The sequence below is a fragment of the Haemophilus sp. SZY H36 genome, assembly GCF_018829625.1.
Taxonomy (GTDB): domain Bacteria; phylum Pseudomonadota; class Gammaproteobacteria; order Enterobacterales; family Pasteurellaceae; genus Haemophilus; species Haemophilus haemolyticus_K.
On sequence record NZ_JAHKKA010000002.1, the window covers coordinates 342,054 to 359,926 of the forward strand.

Consider the following 17,873-nt stretch of genomic DNA (forward strand, 5'->3'; position numbering starts at 1 on the left):
TATTCTATGCCACATTTTCTATTGTCAAAATACTGCAAAAGTGCGGTTAAAATTTAAGGTGATTTTATGCAAGAACAATATCGCCCCGATATGATCGAACCAAAGGTTCAACAATATTGGGCAGAAAATAAAGTTTTTAAAGCAATCAAAGACGAATCTAAAGAAAAATATTACTGTCTTTCTATGTTCCCGTATCCTTCTGGCCGCCTACATATGGGACACGTGCGTAACTACACTATTGGTGATGTAATTTCTCGTTATCAACGCATGCTAGGTAAAAACGTATTACAACCATTTGGTTGGGATGCTTTCGGCTTACCAGCAGAAGGTGCTGCGATCAAAAACAAAACTGCACCTGCTAAATGGACATACGAAAACATTGCCTACATGAAAAAACAACTTCAGCTTTTAGGCTTTGGTTTCGACTGGGATCGTGAAATTGCAACCTGTAAACCAGAATACTACAAATGGGAACAATGGTTCTTCACTGAGCTTTACAAAAAAGGCTTAGTATACAAAAAAACCTCAACCGTAAACTGGTGTCCGAATGATGAAACCGTACTCGCAAACGAGCAAGTACACGAAGGTTGTTGCTGGCGTTGTGATACACCTGTGGAACAAAAAGAAATCCCACAATGGTTTATCAAAATTACTGACTATGCAGAGCAATTATTAGGTGGTTTAGATGCCCTTCCTCAATGGCCTGACATGGTAAAAACTATGCAGCGTAACTGGATCGGTCGTTCTGAAGGGGTAGAGATTACCTTTGATGTTGCAGATACCAACGAAAAAGTAGCGGTTTACACCACGCGTCCAGATACCTTTTACGGCGTGAGTTATTTAGGCATTGCGGCAGCACATCCATTAGCAAGTTTGGCCGCTCAAAACAATCCCGAATTAGGCGCCTTTATCCAAGAAGCGAAAAACGCCAAAGTAGCAGAAGCTGATCTTGCGACAATGGAGAAAAAAGGAATGGCAACGGGCTTATTTGCCATTCATCCATTGACGGGTGAAAAATTACCAATTTGGGTTGCGAATTTCGTGTTAATGCACTACGGTACTGGTGCGGTAATGGCTGTTCCAGCTCACGACCAACGTGACTTTGAATTTGCGCAAAAATACGGTTTACAAATCAAACAAGTTATTGAACCCATTGCTGATGAAGAAATTAATTTAACTAAACAAGCTTTCGTTGAGCACGGTAAATTAGTGAACTCAGATGAGTTTGATGGTTTAGATTTTGATGGCGCTTTCAATGGCATTGCAGATAAATTAGAAAAATTAGGTGTTGGGAAACGTCAAGTGAATTACCGTTTACGTGACTGGGGTGTTTCTCGCCAACGTTATTGGGGGGCGCCAATTCCTATGCTAACCCTTGAAAATGGCGATGTAGTACCTGCACCAATGGAAGATTTACCTATTATTCTGCCTGAAGATGTGGTAATGGATGGCGTGAAAAGCCCTATTAAAGCTGATCCTAATTGGGCAAAAACAACCCTTAACGGCGCACCAGCACTCAAAGAAACCGATACCTTTGATACCTTTATGGAATCCTCTTGGTATTACGCGCGCTACACTTGTCCACAATATCAAAATGGCATGCTAGATGCGGAAGAAGCAAACTATTGGCTACCAGTGGATCAATATATCGGTGGTATTGAACACGCAACAATGCACTTGCTCTACTTCCGTTTCTTCCACAAATTATTACGCGATGCGGGATTTGTAACCAGTGACGAACCAGCTGATAAATTATTATGTCAAGGTATGGTGCTTGCAGATGCCTTCTACTACACCAGTCCGACCAACGAGCGTATTTGGGTAAGCCCAACTCAAGTGACCCTTGAGCGTGATGAGAAAGGTCGCATCATTAAAGCCACCGATCCTGAAGGGCGTGAACTAGTCCATAGTGGCATGACCAAAATGTCGAAATCCAAAAATAACGGTATTGACCCACAAGAAATGGTAGAGAAATATGGTGCCGATACTGTTCGTCTCTTTATGATGTTTGCCTCTCCAGCAGAAATGACCTTGGAATGGCAAGAATCTGGCGTAGAAGGTGCGAAACGTTTCTTAGGACGTGTGTGGAATTTGGTATATCAATATCAACAAAATCCGGCAAAAACGAGCCTAGATGTTACCGCACTTTCAGCAGCGCAAAAAGCGCTTCGTCGTGAAGTACATAAAACGATTGCGAAAGTGAGCGATGATATTGGTCGTCGTCAAACATTTAATACTGCGATTGCAGCAGTAATGGAATTGATGAATAAACTCACTAAGGCTTCCTTAGAAAGCGAGCAAGATCGTGCTGTTATGGCGGAAGCGTTAAGTGCAGTTGTTCGTATGCTTTATCCAATTACGCCACATATCTGCTTTGAATTATGGCAAGCGCTAGGAAATGAAAGCAACATCGATACCGCTGAATGGGTGAAAGCTGATGAAGCCGCAATGGTGGAAGATGAAAAACTCATTGTTGTGCAAGTAAATGGCAAGGTTCGTGGAAAAGTGACTGTTCCTGCAACGTCTTCAGAAGAAGAAATTAAAGTGGCGGCCAAAGCAGATCCTAATGTTGCAAAATTCCTTGATGGAAAAGAAATTCTTAAAGAAATCTATATTCCATTAAAAATGTTGAATTTTGTGGTTAAAGCATAATCCGTAGAATCTGTGGAATATTGGGATTTCACAGATTCTATCTTTATTAGTGTATGGATTTTAAATTCATGCACTCCACAATAAAGGTAATTTTTATGATTAAATCAATCAAAGCATTGTTCATTGTAACAAGCATTACCGCGCTTTCTGCTTGCGGCTGGCATTTTCAAAACGGCACATTAATTCCACAAGAATTACGTACTCTTACCTTTGAAAGCCCCGATCCATACAGCGAAATGTCAGTTGCGATGCGTAATCAGTTACAAGCGAATAATGTTCAACTCGTCAATTCGACTCAAGGCATTCCTGTTTTACGTATCAATAAATTCCGCACAAATGATGAAGTTGCTTCTGTCTTTAAACGCGGACGCGAAGCTGAAAAAGTATTGATGTTAGAAGTGGAAGCTAGCATTCGTTTAGCGAATGGTGAAAGCCATCCAATCACGGCAAAAGTCAACCGCACTTTCTTTGATAACTCTCGCGCAGCATTAGCTAAATCTAGCGAACGAGAAGTAATTTGGAATGATATGCGGGAACAAGCTGCACGTCAGCTTATTACTAAAATGGTTGCATTAGAAAAACAAGTGAAAAACAAATAATGAATCGAATCTTCCCTGAGCAACTTAATCAACATCTTTCCCAACGTTTAGCCAAAGTTTACTTTTTGGTAGGGCAAGATCCATTGTTACTGAGTGAAAGTGAAGATGCCATTTATAAAACAGCCAACCAACAAGGATTCGATGAGAAAAATAGCATTCAGATTGATAGCCAAACTGACTGGGCACAACTCATAGAATCCTGTCAGTCCATGGGATTGTTTTTTAATAAACAAGTCATGGTATTAAATTTACCTGAAAATTTCACTGCACTTTTACAGAAAAATCTGCAAGAATTTATTTCGGTTCTACATGACGATATCTTGCTGATTTTACAAATTGCAAAGCTAGCAAAAACAAATGAAAACCAAGCATGGTTTGTTGAACTAAACCAATATGAAACCAGTGCAATTCTTGTAAATTGCCAAACACCTGCGGCTGAAAATCTTCCTCGTTGGGTAAAAAATCGTACCAAAACGATGGGATTAGACTCTGATGATGAAGCCATCCAACAACTTTGTTACAGTTATGAGAATAACCTGCTCGCTCTTAAACAAGCTCTACAGCTTTTAGATTTGCTCTATCCTGACCATAAACTTAACTACAATCGTGTAATTAGCGTCGTAGAACAATCCTCAATTTTTACACCATTTCAATGGATTGATGCTTTGCTAATGGGAAAAGCAAATCGTGCTAAACGTATTTTAAAAGGGTTACAAGCTGAAGATGTGCAACCTGTTATTTTATTACGCACGCTACAGAGAGAATTATTTACGTTACTTGAACTCACAAAACCACAGCAACGTATTATGACAACGGAAAAACTTCCAACTCAACAAATTAAGACTGAATTTGACCGTCTAAAAATCTGGCAAAATCGCCGACCGCTCTTTTTAAGTGCGATTCAACGTTTAACCTATCAAAAGCTCTACGAAATTATTCAAGAGCTCGCCAATATAGAACGTCTTGCTAAGCAAGAATTTAGCGATGAAGTGTGGATTAAACTCGCTGATTTATCTGTAAAAATTTGTTTGTAATTGCTATTGTTTTTTTTTTGCACTAAAGCAGTATAATAAAACGCCACATCGGCAATAACTTATTAATTAACTTTCGTGAGGATATCATGATGAAAAAAACACTAGCTACACTTATTTTAATGGGATTTAGTTTTTCAGCTTCTGCAGCTGATTTGTCTGCAAGTTGTAAAACTTATTTCGCTGAAATTGATTCTTTCTTAGCATCAATGCCAGCTGCGCAAGCAAATGCAATGAAAGCGCAATATGAATCAAGCAAACAACAATTTGCATCAATGCCCGCAGCGGCACAAGATCAGGCTTGTAATCAAGCGGCAGAGCAACTTAAACAAATGAAAGCGGCAATGCCGAAATAATTTGGAAAAGAATCAATAGATGTTATATAAACCCTAGTATAACTAGGGTTTTAGTTTATAGGATGGAGAATTTCATTCAATAACCGATGAATTAATTTTGCATTAGCGGGCGGAAACTGTCCTGCATCTAATGCACGTTGCTCAACCCAAAAACCTTCTTGCCCTTCTCGCCCAAAAGGCTCACCAATCCATTCATCTACGATATAAAAGAAAAAAGAAATAATCTTTGTTGGATATTCGAATTGGAAGCGCTCGTAAAGTTCAGCATTTAATACCACAATGCCAATTTCCTCTTCCAGTTCACGTTTTAAAGCCTGTTCTGGGGTTTCTCCTGCATCCACTTTTCCACCGGGAAATTCTAAAGATTGGGCAAAATCCTGTCCTTCTAAACGCTGCGTTAAATAGATCTGCCCAAACTCATTACGAATAATACCTGCAGCGACTTGTATAATTTTTTTATCCATTTCTTCTATCCAATAGCACCTATGAAAAAAGTGCGGTGAAAAATCACCGCACTTTGGCTAATCATTAATGGCGAGCAGCACGACTGCCATGACAATGCTTGTATTTTTTACCCGAACCACAAGGACAAGGCTCATTGCGCCCAATGCGACGATCTGAATAATCTTCAGAATCTGAATTCTGGATTGCCTGACCATTTTCATCCACAGGTAAATTATTTTGATTAATACGAGCAGCCATTTCTTGACGAGCACGTTCAGCTTCTTCCATTTCTTCTTGAGTACGCACACGCACACGCGTTAAAGTCGTGATAACATGGTGTTTTAAAGAATCCAACATTTCCGTAAACATACGGAAAGATTCTTTTTTATACTCTTGTTTTGGATCTTTTTGTGCATAACCGCGTAAATGAATACCTTGGCGTAAATAATCCATCGCAGCTAAGTGTTCTTTCCAAAGCTCATCTAAAGTTTGTAACATGACGCCTTTTTCAAAGTTACGCATGGTTTCTTCACCAGCCAGCGCTTCTTTTTCTTTATATTCTTTTTCAGCGACTTCTACGATACGTTCACGTAAGTTTTCTTCGTGCAGATTATTATCTTCTTCCAGCCAATGAGAAATTGGTAATTCCATACCAAACTCTTGAGCTAAACGTTCTTCAAGCCCTTTAATATCCCATTGTTCTTCCAAAGATTGCGGTGGAATATATTGATCAATCACGCTATTAAATACATCGTGGCGGATGGCGTTGATAGTTTCAGAAATATCATCATTATCAAGCAAATAATTGCGTTGCTCATAAATGGCATGACGCTGGTCATTTGCCACATCATCATATTCAAGTAGGTTTTTACGACCATCGAAATGGAAAGCCTCAACTTTTGCTTGAGCAGATGCAATCACTTTCGCCAACATTTTCGATTCCATAGCCTCACCAGGCACTGTGAAGGCTTTACGCATTAAATTGAGTTTACCTTCATTCAAATAAATGCGCATTAAGCCGTCTTCCAAAGAAAGGTAGAAACGAGAAGATCCTGGGTCACCTTGACGGCCAGAACGACCACGCAACTGGTTATCGATACGGCGAGATTCATGACGCTCTGTACCGATAATATGCAAACCACCTGCTTTCATTACAATCTCATGATTCTTTTCCCACTCAGCTTTAAGCGCTTCAATTTGTTCTTGAGTTGGATTTTCTAATTTAGCAGCCTGCGCTTTCCAGTTACCGCCAAGAATAATATCCGTACCGCGACCCGCCATATTCGTTGCGATAGTCACCGCACCGGGATAACCTGCTTCTGCTACAATTTCCGCTTCTTGTTGGTGGAATTTCGCATTCAATACATTGTGTTTAATACCCGCTTTATCTAAAGCCTTAGATAACTCTTCCGATTTTTCTACTGAAATCGTCCCCACTAATACTGGTTGCTGGCGTTCTACACAATCTTTGATATCTTCAATAATCGCATTAAATTTATATTGTTCATTTTCAAACATCACATCTGTGCGATCATCACGAATCATTGGGCGGTTTGTTGGAATCACAACGGTTTCCAATCCGTAAATTTGTTGGAACTCAAACGCTTCAGTATCCGCAGTCCCCGTCATACCCGCAAGACGCTCATATAAACGGAAGTAGTTTTGGTAAGAAATTGACGCAACAGTTTGATTTTCGCTCTTAATTTCAACCCCTTCTTTTGCCTCAATAGCTTGGTGTAAACCATCTGACCAGCGACGCCCTGCCATTGTTCGACCAGTATGTTCATCAACAATCACGATTTCACCATCTTTCACAATGTAATCGACATCTTTTTCAAACAATGTGTGTGCACGCAAAGCAGCCATAACATGATGAAGCAACACGATTCGACTAGGAGAATACAAAGAATCCCCTTCAGGCATTAAACCTTGCGCAATCAACCAATCTTCCACTTTTTCTTGGCCACGTTCAGTTAAGTGCGCCTGTTTAGATTTAAGATCTAAAGTAAAGTCCCCTTCGCCTTGATATTCTTCCGTATCTTCTTTTTCTTGTTTAATTAAGTTTGGAATCAGTTTATTGACTGCAATATAAAGCGCAGAACTATCTTCAGCTTGACCAGAAATAATCAATGGCGTACGTGCTTCATCAATTAAGATGGAATCCACTTCATCCACCAGCGCATAACCTAAAGTACGTTGGAAACGTTCTTCTTTTGAGTGGGCTAAGTTGTCACGTAAGTAGTCAAAACCAAGTTCACTATTGGTTGCATAAGTAATATCTGCTGCATAAGCTGCTCGTTTTTCTTCAGGCGGTAAACCAGGAATATTTACGCCTACACTCATGCCCAAAAATTCAAATAATGGACGGTTTGTTTCTGCATCTCGGCGAGCAAGATAATCATTCACCGTCACAACATGAACGCCTTTACCTTCAAGTGCGATTAAATAACAAGGCAAAGTCGCCGTTAATGTTTTACCTTCACCAGTGCGCATTTCTGCGATACAGCGATTAGTCAATACCATCCCACCAATAAGCTGAACATCAAAATGTCTCATACCAAGCACGCGCTTACTTGCTTCACGTACCGTTGCGAATGCTTCTGGTAAAATTTGTTGCAAAGTTTCGCCCGCACTTAAACGTTGACGGAATTCATCTGTTTTTGCACGAAGTTGTTCATCTGTGAGAGCTTCAAACTCAGGTTCTAATTTATTGATTTTTGCAACTTGTTTTCTTAATTTACGTAAAATACGGTCGTTACGGCTGCCAAAAATTTTCGTTAAAATGCTCATAATTTCTCTTTTTAAATATATAAGTTAAATAGTTAAATGCGTATGAAAAACTTTATTTCATGCACAATAATTTTTTAAAAATATCGCTATTTCAATAGCAATATTCTTCACAAAAAACAGAAAAATTAAATAAGCAAAGGGCCTGCTCGAATTGGCGCACTAGGATTCAACGCATCAGCTAAAAAGTGCGGTTGAATTTTAAGTTGTTTTTCAGTTTGGGGGGAAATTGAAGGTTGAGGAATGGCTTGTCGTTGCACTTCACGTGCAACTTTTACCGTCTCTAACGCTTGTTGAATTGAAACACTCGAGGAATAATTTTCCGCATTATTTTGATTTTCAAAACTTTGTGCGTTAGGCAAAGCAAAAATCGCGATGATACTTAAAAGTAATCGCGACCAAAAAGTCGGTTTGACAGTGCCTGAAATCATCGTCTCGTTGTTTATTATGAAAATTGCGTGTATTGTAGCGGAAATCTAAACTAATGTCATTTATGGGGGCAGACTTTATGGAAAACAAGGCTGAACGTTATCAAAAAGCAGTCAATATTATGGATGTGCTTGAGCAATCACCCTTCGCCCAAATAATGAAAAAAGGCCTTGCCATCAATGAACTTAATCAAAAATTTAACCGCATTTTTCCACAGGAATTTCACGGAAAATTTCGTATTGGTTCCGTTAACGGTAATAGTCTTTTTTTAGAAGTATCGAATGCAATAGTGCGTCAAGGAATCTTATTTCGTCAAACTGAACTTATAAAATTAATTCAAGAGGATTTTCCACAAATCATAAAATTGGATATCGTTATAAACCCTGAGCTATCAAAGATTACACCTTAAAAATCGCAATCAACTCTCTTACTTTTACTCGTTTTTCTGAGCTCTGGCTAATCGAACGTTGTACTTTCACACGTTTAAATTTAGCCCCCTTATAAATTTCTCGGGTAAATTTGGTATCGTGGTTAGATATTAAAACCGGAATTTGTTTTTCTTTTTGTGTGAATTTTGCGAGTTCAGCTAAAATGCGTTGATGCTCACAACTAAACTCATTACCCGCATAGCTCGTAAAATTTGAATCCTGCAATAAGGGAGCATAAGGCGGATCGCAGTAAATCACCGAATCTTTATCAGCTAATGCAAATGTTTGCTGAAAATCGCCACATAAAAATATTGCACTTTGTGCCTTATGTGCAAAATAACGTAACTCGTTCTCTGGGAAATAATGCGTTTTATATGCGCCAAAAGGCACATTAAATTCATTTTTGCTGTTATAACGACATAGTCCATTAAACCCAAAGCGATTTAAGTAGAGAAAAAGCACAGATCGTTCAAAAGGATCAGTTGAAGCATTAAATTGGCGACGTTTGTCATAGTAGTAATCAGGATCATTCGCATTAGGGGCAAAAAAAATGGTTTTACAAGCCTCAATGTAAACATCTACATTTTCTTTCACTATATTAAAAAGATTAATTAAATCAGGATTAATATCAGCCAAAATATAGCGCTCAAAATTTGAGTTTAAAAAAACGGCCCCTGCTCCGACGAACGGTTCAATAAGACATTGTTTTCTCTTAGGAAAGATATTATTAATTTCATCTGTTAAACGAAACTTCCCACCAGCCCATTTCAAAAATGGACGGTGTTTAAGTTTCGGTTTTAGGGAATGTTTTTTTGGACGTAACATCTTAGTCCATTTGGGTACAACGCTTAATAGCGTTTAACACAAGATCCTTATCAGTATCAGTTGCTATATAAGCTTGACCTAGTGATTTAAGTAACACCAGACGCAACTTACCTGCTAGAACTTTTTTATCTCGCATCATATGCGGTAGATAGTCCTCCGGCTGCATCGAATCCGGTGATAAGGTGGGCAAATTAGCGCGTGCGAGTAATTTTTCTAAGCGTGAAACATCTGCCACAGAAATATCACCCAACTGCTCGGAAAGCGCGGCAGCCATCATCATTCCGGTAGATACCGCTTCACCATGGAGCCAGTTACCATAGCCGAGATGAGTTTCAATCGCATGTCCAAAGGTATGACCAAGATTAAGTAAAGCTCGATCACCTTTTTCTGTTTCATCACGAGCAACTACATCCGCTTTAATTTGACAGCAACGAGCAATACAATGTTGTAGGGATTCGTTATTTAATGCAACAAGCTCATCAATATGAGCTTCAAGCCATTCAAAAAATTCGTAATCTAAAATTGCGCCATATTTTATTACTTCAGCCAACCCCGCATTTACTTCACGTTTTGGTAACGTGCCAAGAGTATGCGTATCAATAATAACCATAGAGGGTTGATAAAATGCACCGATCATATTTTTCCCAAGTTCATGATTCACTGCTGTTTTTCCTCCAACAGAAGAATCCACTTGGGAAAGTAAAGTGGTTGGAATTTGAATTAATCGTACTCCTCGTTGATAACTTGCTGCGGCAAATCCTGCCACATCACCAATCACACCACCACCTAGTGCCATAATTGTTGTATCACGCCCATGATTACCTTGTAAAAGCGCAGTAAAAATTAAATTTAAGGATTCAAGCGTTTTATACTTCTCACCATCGGGCAAAAGAACATGATCGACTTCGCACCCGCGTTTTTTTAGCGCAAATGTTACCGTATCTAAGTAAAACTGTGCTACCGTGGGATTCGTCACAATCATCACGCGATCTCCTCGCTTAACCGGATAACTGCGTTCATCTTGCAATAGTCCATTACCAATTAAAATTGGGTAACGACGCTCCTGTAATTCCACGTTTACGCACAGCATAAATTTATCCTTAGACACACTTAAAGTGCGCCATTTAATCCATTCATATTATCAATGAGATCAACAATCTGGTTTACCATTACTTTGGCATTTTGCTCATCCGTAGGTAGGGTGATGTCAGCTACTTCCTCATAAAGTGGATTACGAATTTTTGCTAAGTCTTCCAATACTTGACGAGGATCTTCTGCGCCTTGCAACAGTGGACGTTTTTTGTCACGCTGAGTACGTTGAAATTGTTTTTCTACAGTAGTTTCTAAATAAATTACAATACCACGTGCAGATAAATAATTACGGCTATCTTTAGAAAGCACAGCACCTCCACCAGTAGACAGGACAATCCCCTGCATTTGTGTGAGTTCGTTAAGAATACGTTCTTCACGTTTGCGGAAGCCCTCTTCGCCTTCCAGATCAAAAATCCAGCTAATATCTGCGCCAGCACGTTCTTCAATTACGGCATCTGAATCAACAAAATCCATATTTAACTGTTGCGCTAACTGACGACCAATCGTGCTTTTTCCTGCCCCCATTGGCCCTACTAAAAAAATATTACGTTTTTCCGCCATTGTTCTTATCTAGTTTAAAGGTGAAATAAAAATCTAATCTTTCTAACAAAAAATAAACAAGCCAAAATAAACTTCAGTAGTTAAAAAGATTTTCCCGAAATGGTTTAGATTATCGCAATAAATCCCCCTATTTTTCAACCTTTTGAGGGAATTTATTTTCTTTAACGAAAAAGGAAAATAAAAGAGTGGTGAAATTTACAACGCTTCCAACTTAAATGTATGCTAAACGCTGACGCACAATTTCAAATAAACATACCCCTGTTGCGACAGATACATTTAATGATGAAACTGAACCAGCCATTGGAATGCTAATCAGTTGATCGCAATGTTCACGCGTTAAACGGCGCATTCCTTCGCCTTCGGCTCCCATAACAAGTGCTAGTGGCCCTGTCAGTTTGCTTTGATAAATGGTTTCAGTGGCTTCGCCAGCAGTGCCGACTACCCAAATATTATGATTTTGCTGTAAATCGCGTAGTGTGCGAGAAAGATTGGTTACACGAATTAACGGCACGGTTTCTGCTGCACCACAAGCAACTTTACGCGCGATAGACGTTAATTGTGCCGATTTATCTTTTGGTACGATCACTGCCACTGCGCCAGCCGCATCAGCTGTTCTCAGGCAGGCACCCAAGTTGTGTGGATCCGTCACGCCATCTAAAACTAATAAAAGAGGATTTTGTTTATTCGCAAGAACTTCATCAAGATCATTTTCATTAAGTTCTTTTGCCGCTTGTACTCGAGCAATGACACCTTGATGAACCTCACCATCTGCTTTTTTATCAAGTGTTTGTCGATTAACGAATTGCACACCAATTCCTAGGGAATAAAGCTCGTTTAAAAGTGGCTGTAGACGTTTATCTTCACGGCCTTTAAGTACGAAGACTTCGATTAAACGTTCTGGTGAATGGGTTAAAATACTATTAACAGCATGAATGCCGTAGATTTGCTCTGACATAAATTTCTCTTTTTCTTATTTGAATTTTTAATTCATTCCATAATGGGAAGTGAATTATTTTCGTTTTCTAGATGTTTTCTTCGAAACTTCTTTCTTTTTTACCGCACTTTTTCGTTTCTTGGATGCTTTAGACGGTAGTTCTTTAAAGACTTTCTTGGCTTTTTCTTTCGCGGTTTTTCCAGCACGACGAGGTTTGCGTTCACTCCCCATCAACGAGAAATCGACCATTTTATTTTCTAAATGTACCGCTTCAACTTTGATGCGAACTTTATCGCCTAAGCGATATTGCATTCCGCTATTTTCGCCGATTAAACGCTGTTTTGTTGCATCGAATTGGTAATAATCGTTTTCTAAAGTCGAAATATGGACTAAACCATCAATGAATAAATCATCTAAGCGTACAAATAAACCAAATCCAGTCACAGATGAAATAACACCGTTAAATTCACTGCCAACATGATCTTGCATATATTCACATTTCAGCCAATCAGCCACTTCACGAGTGGCGTCGTCAGCACGGCGTTCCGTCATTGAACAGTGATTGCCAAGTAAATCCATTTCATCAAAAGAGTAATGATAACCACCAGTATCCGTTGTTTTACGTTTTGCGCCTTGTTCTTTAGCGAGTAAATACTTGATGCCTCGATGAAGTGTTAAGTCTGGATAACGGCGAATTGGCGAAGTAAAGTGTGCATACTCTTCCAAAGCCAAACCAAAGTGCCCAATATTATCAGCATGATAGACAGCTTGACTTAAAGAACGTAGCAACATTGTTTGAATAAGTTCATGATCAGGTCGTTCTTTAACTTTTTCTAAGAGAGCAGCATAGTCTTTTGTGGTTGGTTTTAATCCTCCTTCTAAAGTTAAACCAAACTCACTTAAGAAAGTGCGGAACGATGTTAATTTTTCTTCGCTCGGGGTGGCATGAATACGATATAACGCAGGCTCTTTATGTTTTTCCATAAAATTGGCTGCTGCGATATTCGCAAGAATCATACATTCCTCAATGATTTTATGGGCATCGTTACGAACAACAGGTTCAATGCGCTCAATTCTTCCCATTGCATTGAAAATAAACTTAGTTTCAATGGTTTCAAAATCGATCGCACCACGTTGATGACGCGCACTAAGCAAAGCTTGATAGAGTTTATAAAGTTCTTCTAAATGAGGCACAAGCGTAGAATAACGAGTGCGTAATTCCTCATCGCCTTCAAGCATTTTTGCTACTTTGGTATAAGTGAGGCGGGCATGAGAATTCATCACTGCTTCATAAAAGCGATAATCTGTTAGCTTACCTTTGGCAGAAATTTGCATCTCACACACCATACACAAACGATCCACTTGAGGGTTAAGAGAGCATAAGCCGTTTGATAAAATTTCAGGTAGCATTGGTACAACTCGGTTCGGAAAATAGACCGAGTTACCACGATTATGCGCTTCTACATCCAAAGCGGAACGCAAACGTACGTAATAACTGACATCCGCAATCGCTACCCAAAGTTTCCAGCCTTTGCCATGTTTTTCACAATAAACAGCATCGTCAAAATCGCGAGCATCTTCACCATCAATGGTCACAAGCGGTAAATTGCGTAAATCCACACGACCTTTTTTTGCTTCTTCAGGGACTTCTTCAGTGAATTTTTTGACGTATTTTTCCACCGCACTTGGAAACTTATGGGGAATATCGTGGTTACGCAGGGCGATTTCCACTTCCATTCCTTTCGCCATATTATCGCCTAGAATTTCAGTAATCACACCAATTGGCTGGTTAAAACTGGCAGAACGTTCTTGTAATTCGACAACGACAACCTGTCCCATACGTGCGCCATTACGATGTTCATTAGGCACGAGAATATCTCGGCCAATTCTGCTGTCATCAGGCACCACATAGCTAAAACCGTTTTCTAAGAAAAAGCGGCCCACAATTTGTTTTTTACGACTTTCTAATACGCGCACAATTCGCACTTCACGGCGACCACGACGATCTAATCCTGCAGGTTGCGCTAAGACAAAATCGCCATGCATGACTTTTTGCATTTGATGGTTCGGAATGAATAAATCATCCTTTTTTCCATCGATCTGTAAAAAACCAAAACCTTCGCGATGACCAATTACCGTGCCTTTAAATAAATCTAATTTTTCTGGTAAAGCATAGCGTTTACGTTTGGTGAACACTAATTGTCCATCATTTTCCATCGCGCGTAATCGGCGACGCATCGCCTCTATTTGATCTTCATTTCGAATGGAAAGTGCGGTCAAAATTTCATCCCGATTCATCGGCGCATTATTGTCTCGAATAACGCTTAAAATGAACTCACGGCTCGGGATTGGATTACCATATTTTTCCAATTCTCGTTTGTAATGAGGATCTTGGTTGATTAAGTTTTTACGTTTTTTTGTCATTATTTTTTACAGTTTTAAAAAGTGCGGAGAGTTTGACACTGTAAGGGGGATAATGCAAGGAAAAGAAAATCTGCACTCGTGATGAGTGCAGATAGAAAGTGAATTAAGCTGATTTTTTGGTAAAGCCAATATAGGCGCAGAATATAAATCCAAGCACTAAAGCATAAGGCGTGAATTCACCAATGCCAGAGCCTGAAGCTGCAAGGCTTAAACGATGTGCAGCGGCTGCACCTAAAAGCATACCAAGCACAAAAATAGCAGAGTCATTATCACCTTCACCAAGGTGAACTAAATGTTTGCCTGGACAACCACCGCCAAGGGCGAAGCATAATCCGCAAAGTGCCATGCCGAGGAAGTTCCAAAGATATTGATTATGTGCGCCAGGTTGTTGTTCAAACCCTAAATGGAATTGATCAAGTAAAGCATTGGTAATTGCGGCAAATACCACTAAAGCGATGACACCGTTCAATAACGAAGAATCACGGAATAGAATAAAATTACGGAATGCGCCAATTGAGCAGAAACGTGATTTTTGCATTAATGCCCCTATGATTAGCCCTCCCACTAAAGATAATGCCCAAAATGCATGCTGTGTGCCAGGGCCTTTTTGCGAGAAATAAAGCGGTAAGCCTTCGCCAAGGCTAAATTGTGTGATAACGCCAATAAGTAATAAACCCGCAATAATGACAGAAATCCAGCCTGTAACGGGGGCTTGTTCTTTTGCTTTACCAAGCGAAAATCCTCGATTGCTAAAGAAAATACTACCTAGTACGCCGACAAATAAACCGACTATACCTGCAATCGCAGATAAATCGCCGCCGCCTAAACGCAAATATGCACGCCATGGACAACCTAAGAAAGTTAGGGCGCCAATCATGGCAAATATGCCTAAAATTAAGCGAACGAATGGTGATGAACCACCACGAGCACGGAATTCTTTTGCAAATAATGCACTCACTAATGCACCGAATATTAATCCGATGAGTTCTGGGCGAATATATTGAAGTGGAGCGGCTTGATGTAAGCCAATCGAGCCAGCTGTATCGCGTAAGAAACAGGCCGCGCAGAATCCCATATTGCCGGGATTTCCGCTATAAGTAAGTAGTGGAGCGATGATACCAAGTGCAGCACCTGCAACCACAGGCCATTTTGATCCTTTCATAATGAAACCCTTGTGATATCTAAAGTTAAACTAAATTGTGTACTCTCGAATACTCGAAAAGCACGTTCATTTTAATCTAAGAAGTTAAATGGTAAAGAATGATTTGATGAAAAGATGAGATAAATCAAAAAGTTGCTACGAAAAAAGTGAGGTAAAAATTTTATTGACTATCGTAATGAAAATAAAAGATCTATACTAACTCCGTTCATTTTTTACTCGGAAGATACTATGACAGAACGTTCAGCCAATATCATTACCCACGATCCTTTTGGTAGCTTGCTTGGATATGCGCCTGGTGGCGTGGCAATTTATTCCTCAGATTACAATACTGCAGATGATAAAGAGTTCCCGAATGATGCTGCATTTAGAAGTTATCTAGGGCGAGAATATATGGGCTATAAATGGCAGTGTGTGGAATTTGCACGTCGTTATTTATATCTCAATCATGGTGTTGTGTTTGCCGATGTTGGTATGGCGTACGAGATCTTTTCTTTACGTTTTTTACGCCAAGTGGTGAACGATGCCTTGTTGCCCTTGCAGGCATTTGCTAATGGTTGTAAACGTAAACCTCAAGCAGGCTCCTTATTAATTTGGCAAGAAGGGGGGGAATTTAAACACACGGGGCATGTGGCAATTATCACCGAGGTATTGCCTGATCGCATTCGAATCGCCGAGCAAAATGTAATTCATTCTCGCTTGCCAAGTGGTCAGCAATGGACGCGTGAATTGCCGATGATTGTTTCAGAACAAGGTTATTTTCTACAAGATACTTTCGATGATACAACAATTCTTGGCTGGATGATCCAAACAAACGATACTGAATTTTCAGAACCCCAACCTTTCCCAAAATCAACCGCACTTCGGTTACAAGCTCATCATGTTGACAATCACGGTCAATTTAATGGGAAATGGTTAAATGAAAATGAGCCATTTGATGCGGCATATATTAAGGCAATGCGCGGGCACAAAGTGAGCCATTCTGATCAATATCGCTATTTTGCTATGTCTGAAAGTGCTCAACAGGAATTGATTCACGCCACTAACGAACTGCACTTAATGTATTTGCATGCAACAGACAAGGTACTTAAAGATGATAATCTGTTGCAGTATTTCAATATTCCGAAACTCCTTTGGCCACGCTTAAGACTTTCTTGGCAAAATCGCCGTTATCAGACGATTACAGGTCGTTTAGATTTTTGTATGAGTGAACGAGGTTTGAAAGTCTATGAATATAATGCAGATTCAGCTTCTTGCCATGCAGAAGCTGGCGATATTATGAATCGTTGGGCAAAACAAGCTGGTGGCGTATTGGGGGAAAATCCATCCGATGGTTTACGTAATGCGTTAGCTGATTGTTGGCAACATAGCCAAGCCTCAAAATTAGTCCATATTCTGCAAGATCACGATGATGAAGAAGATTACCACGCCATGTTTATGCAACAAGCATTGGTACAGGCAGGGTTCCAAGCCAAAATTATTCACGGCACAGAAGGATTACATTGGGATAATCGTGGTCGACTGATTGATGAGGAAAATAACCAAGTTCAAACTGTTTGGAAAACCTGGGCGTGGGAAACCATGCTAGAACAACTTCGTGAAGATGCAACAGGAATGGAAGTCGCACCACCTATTCGCACTGGTTATCCTGAAGATAAAGTGCGGTTAATTGACGTACTACTTCGGCCTGAAGTGTTGGTTTATGAACCACTTTGGACGGCAATTCCAAGTAATAAGGCGATTTTGCCTGTGCTTTGGTCTTTATTCCCTAATCATCGTTATTTGTTAGAGGCAAGTTTTCATCTCACACCAAACTTAATTCAAAACGGCTATGCACAAAAACCAATTGCAGGTCGCCGAGGCGATAACGTTAAATTGATTGGTGAAAATAATTCTATGCTAGACACAACCGATGGACAGTTTGGTCAGCAAGATAGTATTTATCAACAACTCTGGTGCTTACCACAAGTGGAAGATCAATATTTGCAAATCTGTACTTTTACCGTGGGAGGACATTATGGCGGCACTTGTTTACGTTCTGATTCTAGTCGTGTCATCATGGGGAATAGTGATATGCAGCCTTTGAGGGTGTTGAAGGATAAAGTATTTTTTGGACAAAAGAAATAATCAGGTTACCGTGCATTACCTACGA

15 protein-coding genes are annotated in these 17,873 nt (G+C 39.8%); 6 read left to right on the forward strand and 9 right to left on the reverse strand.

Translation table 11 applies throughout. The features are described from left to right. The first annotated feature begins 66 nt into the window (after nucleotides 1-66). From leuS to KP713_RS05460, 4 genes are all read left to right on the forward strand, one after another. Nucleotides 67-2,652 (forward strand): leucine--tRNA ligase, encoded by a 2,586-nt coding sequence (leuS, locus tag KP713_RS05445; protein ID WP_215770052.1) that lies wholly within the window; start codon nucleotides 67-69, stop codon nucleotides 2,650-2,652. Between the two features lie 95 nt (nucleotides 2,653-2,747). Next, the gene (locus KP713_RS05450; protein WP_140526441.1) at nucleotides 2,748-3,251 is read left to right on the forward strand and encodes an LPS-assembly lipoprotein LptE; all 504 of its coding nucleotides are present in this window, start codon (nucleotides 2,748-2,750) and stop codon (nucleotides 3,249-3,251) included. Continuing rightward, a complete protein-coding gene (gene holA, locus KP713_RS05455) occupies nucleotides 3,251-4,285 on the forward strand; it encodes a DNA polymerase III subunit delta (RefSeq protein WP_215770053.1) in 1,035 nt (344 codons plus the stop codon). The genes KP713_RS05450 and holA overlap by 1 nt, the downstream gene beginning before the upstream one ends. A gap of 86 nt (nucleotides 4,286-4,371) precedes the next feature. Beyond that, nucleotides 4,372-4,638 (forward strand): DUF5339 family protein, encoded by a 267-nt coding sequence (locus tag KP713_RS05460; RefSeq protein WP_215770054.1) that lies wholly within the window; start codon nucleotides 4,372-4,374, stop codon nucleotides 4,636-4,638. A 50-nt stretch (nucleotides 4,639-4,688) separates the two neighbouring features. On the opposite strand, the gene mutT is transcribed toward KP713_RS05460, so the two are convergent. From mutT to secM, 3 genes are all read right to left on the reverse strand, one after another. Then, on the reverse strand, nucleotides 4,689-5,102 hold the full coding sequence (mutT, locus tag KP713_RS05465; RefSeq protein ID WP_215770055.1) for an 8-oxo-dGTP diphosphatase MutT: 414 nt from the start codon (nucleotides 5,100-5,102) through the stop codon (nucleotides 4,689-4,691). 64 nt (nucleotides 5,103-5,166) lie between these two features. Beyond that, nucleotides 5,167-7,872 (reverse strand): preprotein translocase subunit SecA, encoded by a 2,706-nt coding sequence (gene secA / locus KP713_RS05470; RefSeq protein WP_215770056.1) that lies wholly within the window; start codon nucleotides 7,870-7,872, stop codon nucleotides 5,167-5,169. Between the two features lie 125 nt (nucleotides 7,873-7,997). Next, entirely contained in the window at nucleotides 7,998-8,300 is a 303-nt protein-coding gene (gene secM / locus KP713_RS05475) for a secA translation cis-regulator SecM (RefSeq protein WP_065265406.1), read from the reverse strand. Between the two features lie 77 nt (nucleotides 8,301-8,377). Here secM and KP713_RS05480 point away from each other — a divergent pair, with 77 nt between their 5' ends. Further along, nucleotides 8,378-8,707: a DciA family protein gene (locus tag KP713_RS05480; protein ID WP_065265487.1), complete on the forward strand. Its 330-nt coding sequence runs from the start codon at nucleotides 8,378-8,380 to the stop codon at nucleotides 8,705-8,707. On the opposite strand, the gene KP713_RS05485 is transcribed toward KP713_RS05480, so the two are convergent. The 6 genes from KP713_RS05485 to yedE form a co-directional block, all read right to left on the reverse strand. After that, the gene (locus tag KP713_RS05485) at nucleotides 8,697-9,551 is read right to left on the reverse strand and encodes a Dam family site-specific DNA-(adenine-N6)-methyltransferase (RefSeq protein WP_065265407.1); all 855 of its coding nucleotides are present in this window, start codon (nucleotides 9,549-9,551) and stop codon (nucleotides 8,697-8,699) included. The genes KP713_RS05480 and KP713_RS05485 overlap by 11 nt on opposite strands. A gap of 1 nt (nucleotide 9,552) precedes the next feature. Next, on the reverse strand, nucleotides 9,553-10,641 hold the full coding sequence (gene aroB / locus KP713_RS05490) for a 3-dehydroquinate synthase (RefSeq protein ID WP_065265408.1): 1,089 nt from the start codon (nucleotides 10,639-10,641) through the stop codon (nucleotides 9,553-9,555). Between the two features lie 20 nt (nucleotides 10,642-10,661). Continuing rightward, a complete protein-coding gene (gene aroK / locus KP713_RS05495) occupies nucleotides 10,662-11,204 on the reverse strand; it encodes a shikimate kinase AroK (RefSeq protein WP_065265409.1) in 543 nt (180 codons plus the stop codon). 211 nt (nucleotides 11,205-11,415) lie between these two features. Next, nucleotides 11,416-12,159: a 23S rRNA (guanosine(2251)-2'-O)-methyltransferase RlmB gene (gene rlmB / locus KP713_RS05500; RefSeq protein ID WP_065265410.1), complete on the reverse strand. Its 744-nt coding sequence runs from the start codon at nucleotides 12,157-12,159 to the stop codon at nucleotides 11,416-11,418. A 54-nt stretch (nucleotides 12,160-12,213) separates the two neighbouring features. Further along, entirely contained in the window at nucleotides 12,214-14,562 is a 2,349-nt protein-coding gene (gene rnr / locus KP713_RS05505; RefSeq protein ID WP_215770057.1) for a ribonuclease R, read from the reverse strand. A 103-nt stretch (nucleotides 14,563-14,665) separates the two neighbouring features. Next, the gene (gene yedE / locus KP713_RS05510) at nucleotides 14,666-15,724 is read right to left on the reverse strand and encodes a YedE family putative selenium transporter (RefSeq protein ID WP_215770058.1); all 1,059 of its coding nucleotides are present in this window, start codon (nucleotides 15,722-15,724) and stop codon (nucleotides 14,666-14,668) included. 228 nt (nucleotides 15,725-15,952) lie between these two features. Here yedE and gss point away from each other — a divergent pair, with 228 nt between their 5' ends. Then, entirely contained in the window at nucleotides 15,953-17,848 is a 1,896-nt protein-coding gene (gene gss, locus KP713_RS05515) for a bifunctional glutathionylspermidine amidase/synthase (protein WP_215770059.1), read from the forward strand. The last annotated feature ends 25 nt before the right edge of the window (nucleotides 17,849-17,873 follow it).

Coding starts and splice junctions, on each gene's coding strand:
- aroK (WP_065265409.1), bottom strand. CDS start 11,204: ATGGCGGAAAAACGTAATATTTTTTTAGTAGGGCCAATGGGGGCAGGA.
- rlmB (WP_065265410.1), bottom strand. CDS start 12,159: ATGTCAGAGCAAATCTACGGCATTCATGCTGTTAATAGTATTTTAACC.
- secM (WP_065265406.1), bottom strand. CDS start 8,300: ATGATTTCAGGCACTGTCAAACCGACTTTTTGGTCGCGATTACTTTTA.
- gss (WP_215770059.1), top strand. CDS start 15,953: ATGACAGAACGTTCAGCCAATATCATTACCCACGATCCTTTTGGTAGC.
- rnr (WP_215770057.1), bottom strand. CDS start 14,562: ATGACAAAAAAACGTAAAAACTTAATCAACCAAGATCCTCATTACAAA.
- KP713_RS05450 (WP_140526441.1), top strand. CDS start 2,748: ATGATTAAATCAATCAAAGCATTGTTCATTGTAACAAGCATTACCGCG.
- mutT (WP_215770055.1), bottom strand. CDS start 5,102: ATGGATAAAAAAATTATACAAGTCGCTGCAGGTATTATTCGTAATGAG.
- yedE (WP_215770058.1), bottom strand. CDS start 15,724: ATGAAAGGATCAAAATGGCCTGTGGTTGCAGGTGCTGCACTTGGTATC.
- KP713_RS05480 (WP_065265487.1), top strand. CDS start 8,378: ATGGAAAACAAGGCTGAACGTTATCAAAAAGCAGTCAATATTATGGAT.
- KP713_RS05485 (WP_065265407.1), bottom strand. CDS start 9,551: ATGTTACGTCCAAAAAAACATTCCCTAAAACCGAAACTTAAACACCGT.
- leuS (WP_215770052.1), top strand. CDS start 67: ATGCAAGAACAATATCGCCCCGATATGATCGAACCAAAGGTTCAACAA.
- aroB (WP_065265408.1), bottom strand. CDS start 10,641: ATGCTGTGCGTAAACGTGGAATTACAGGAGCGTCGTTACCCAATTTTA.
- secA (WP_215770056.1), bottom strand. CDS start 7,872: ATGAGCATTTTAACGAAAATTTTTGGCAGCCGTAACGACCGTATTTTA.
- KP713_RS05460 (WP_215770054.1), top strand. CDS start 4,372: ATGATGAAAAAAACACTAGCTACACTTATTTTAATGGGATTTAGTTTT.
- holA (WP_215770053.1), top strand. CDS start 3,251: ATGAATCGAATCTTCCCTGAGCAACTTAATCAACATCTTTCCCAACGT.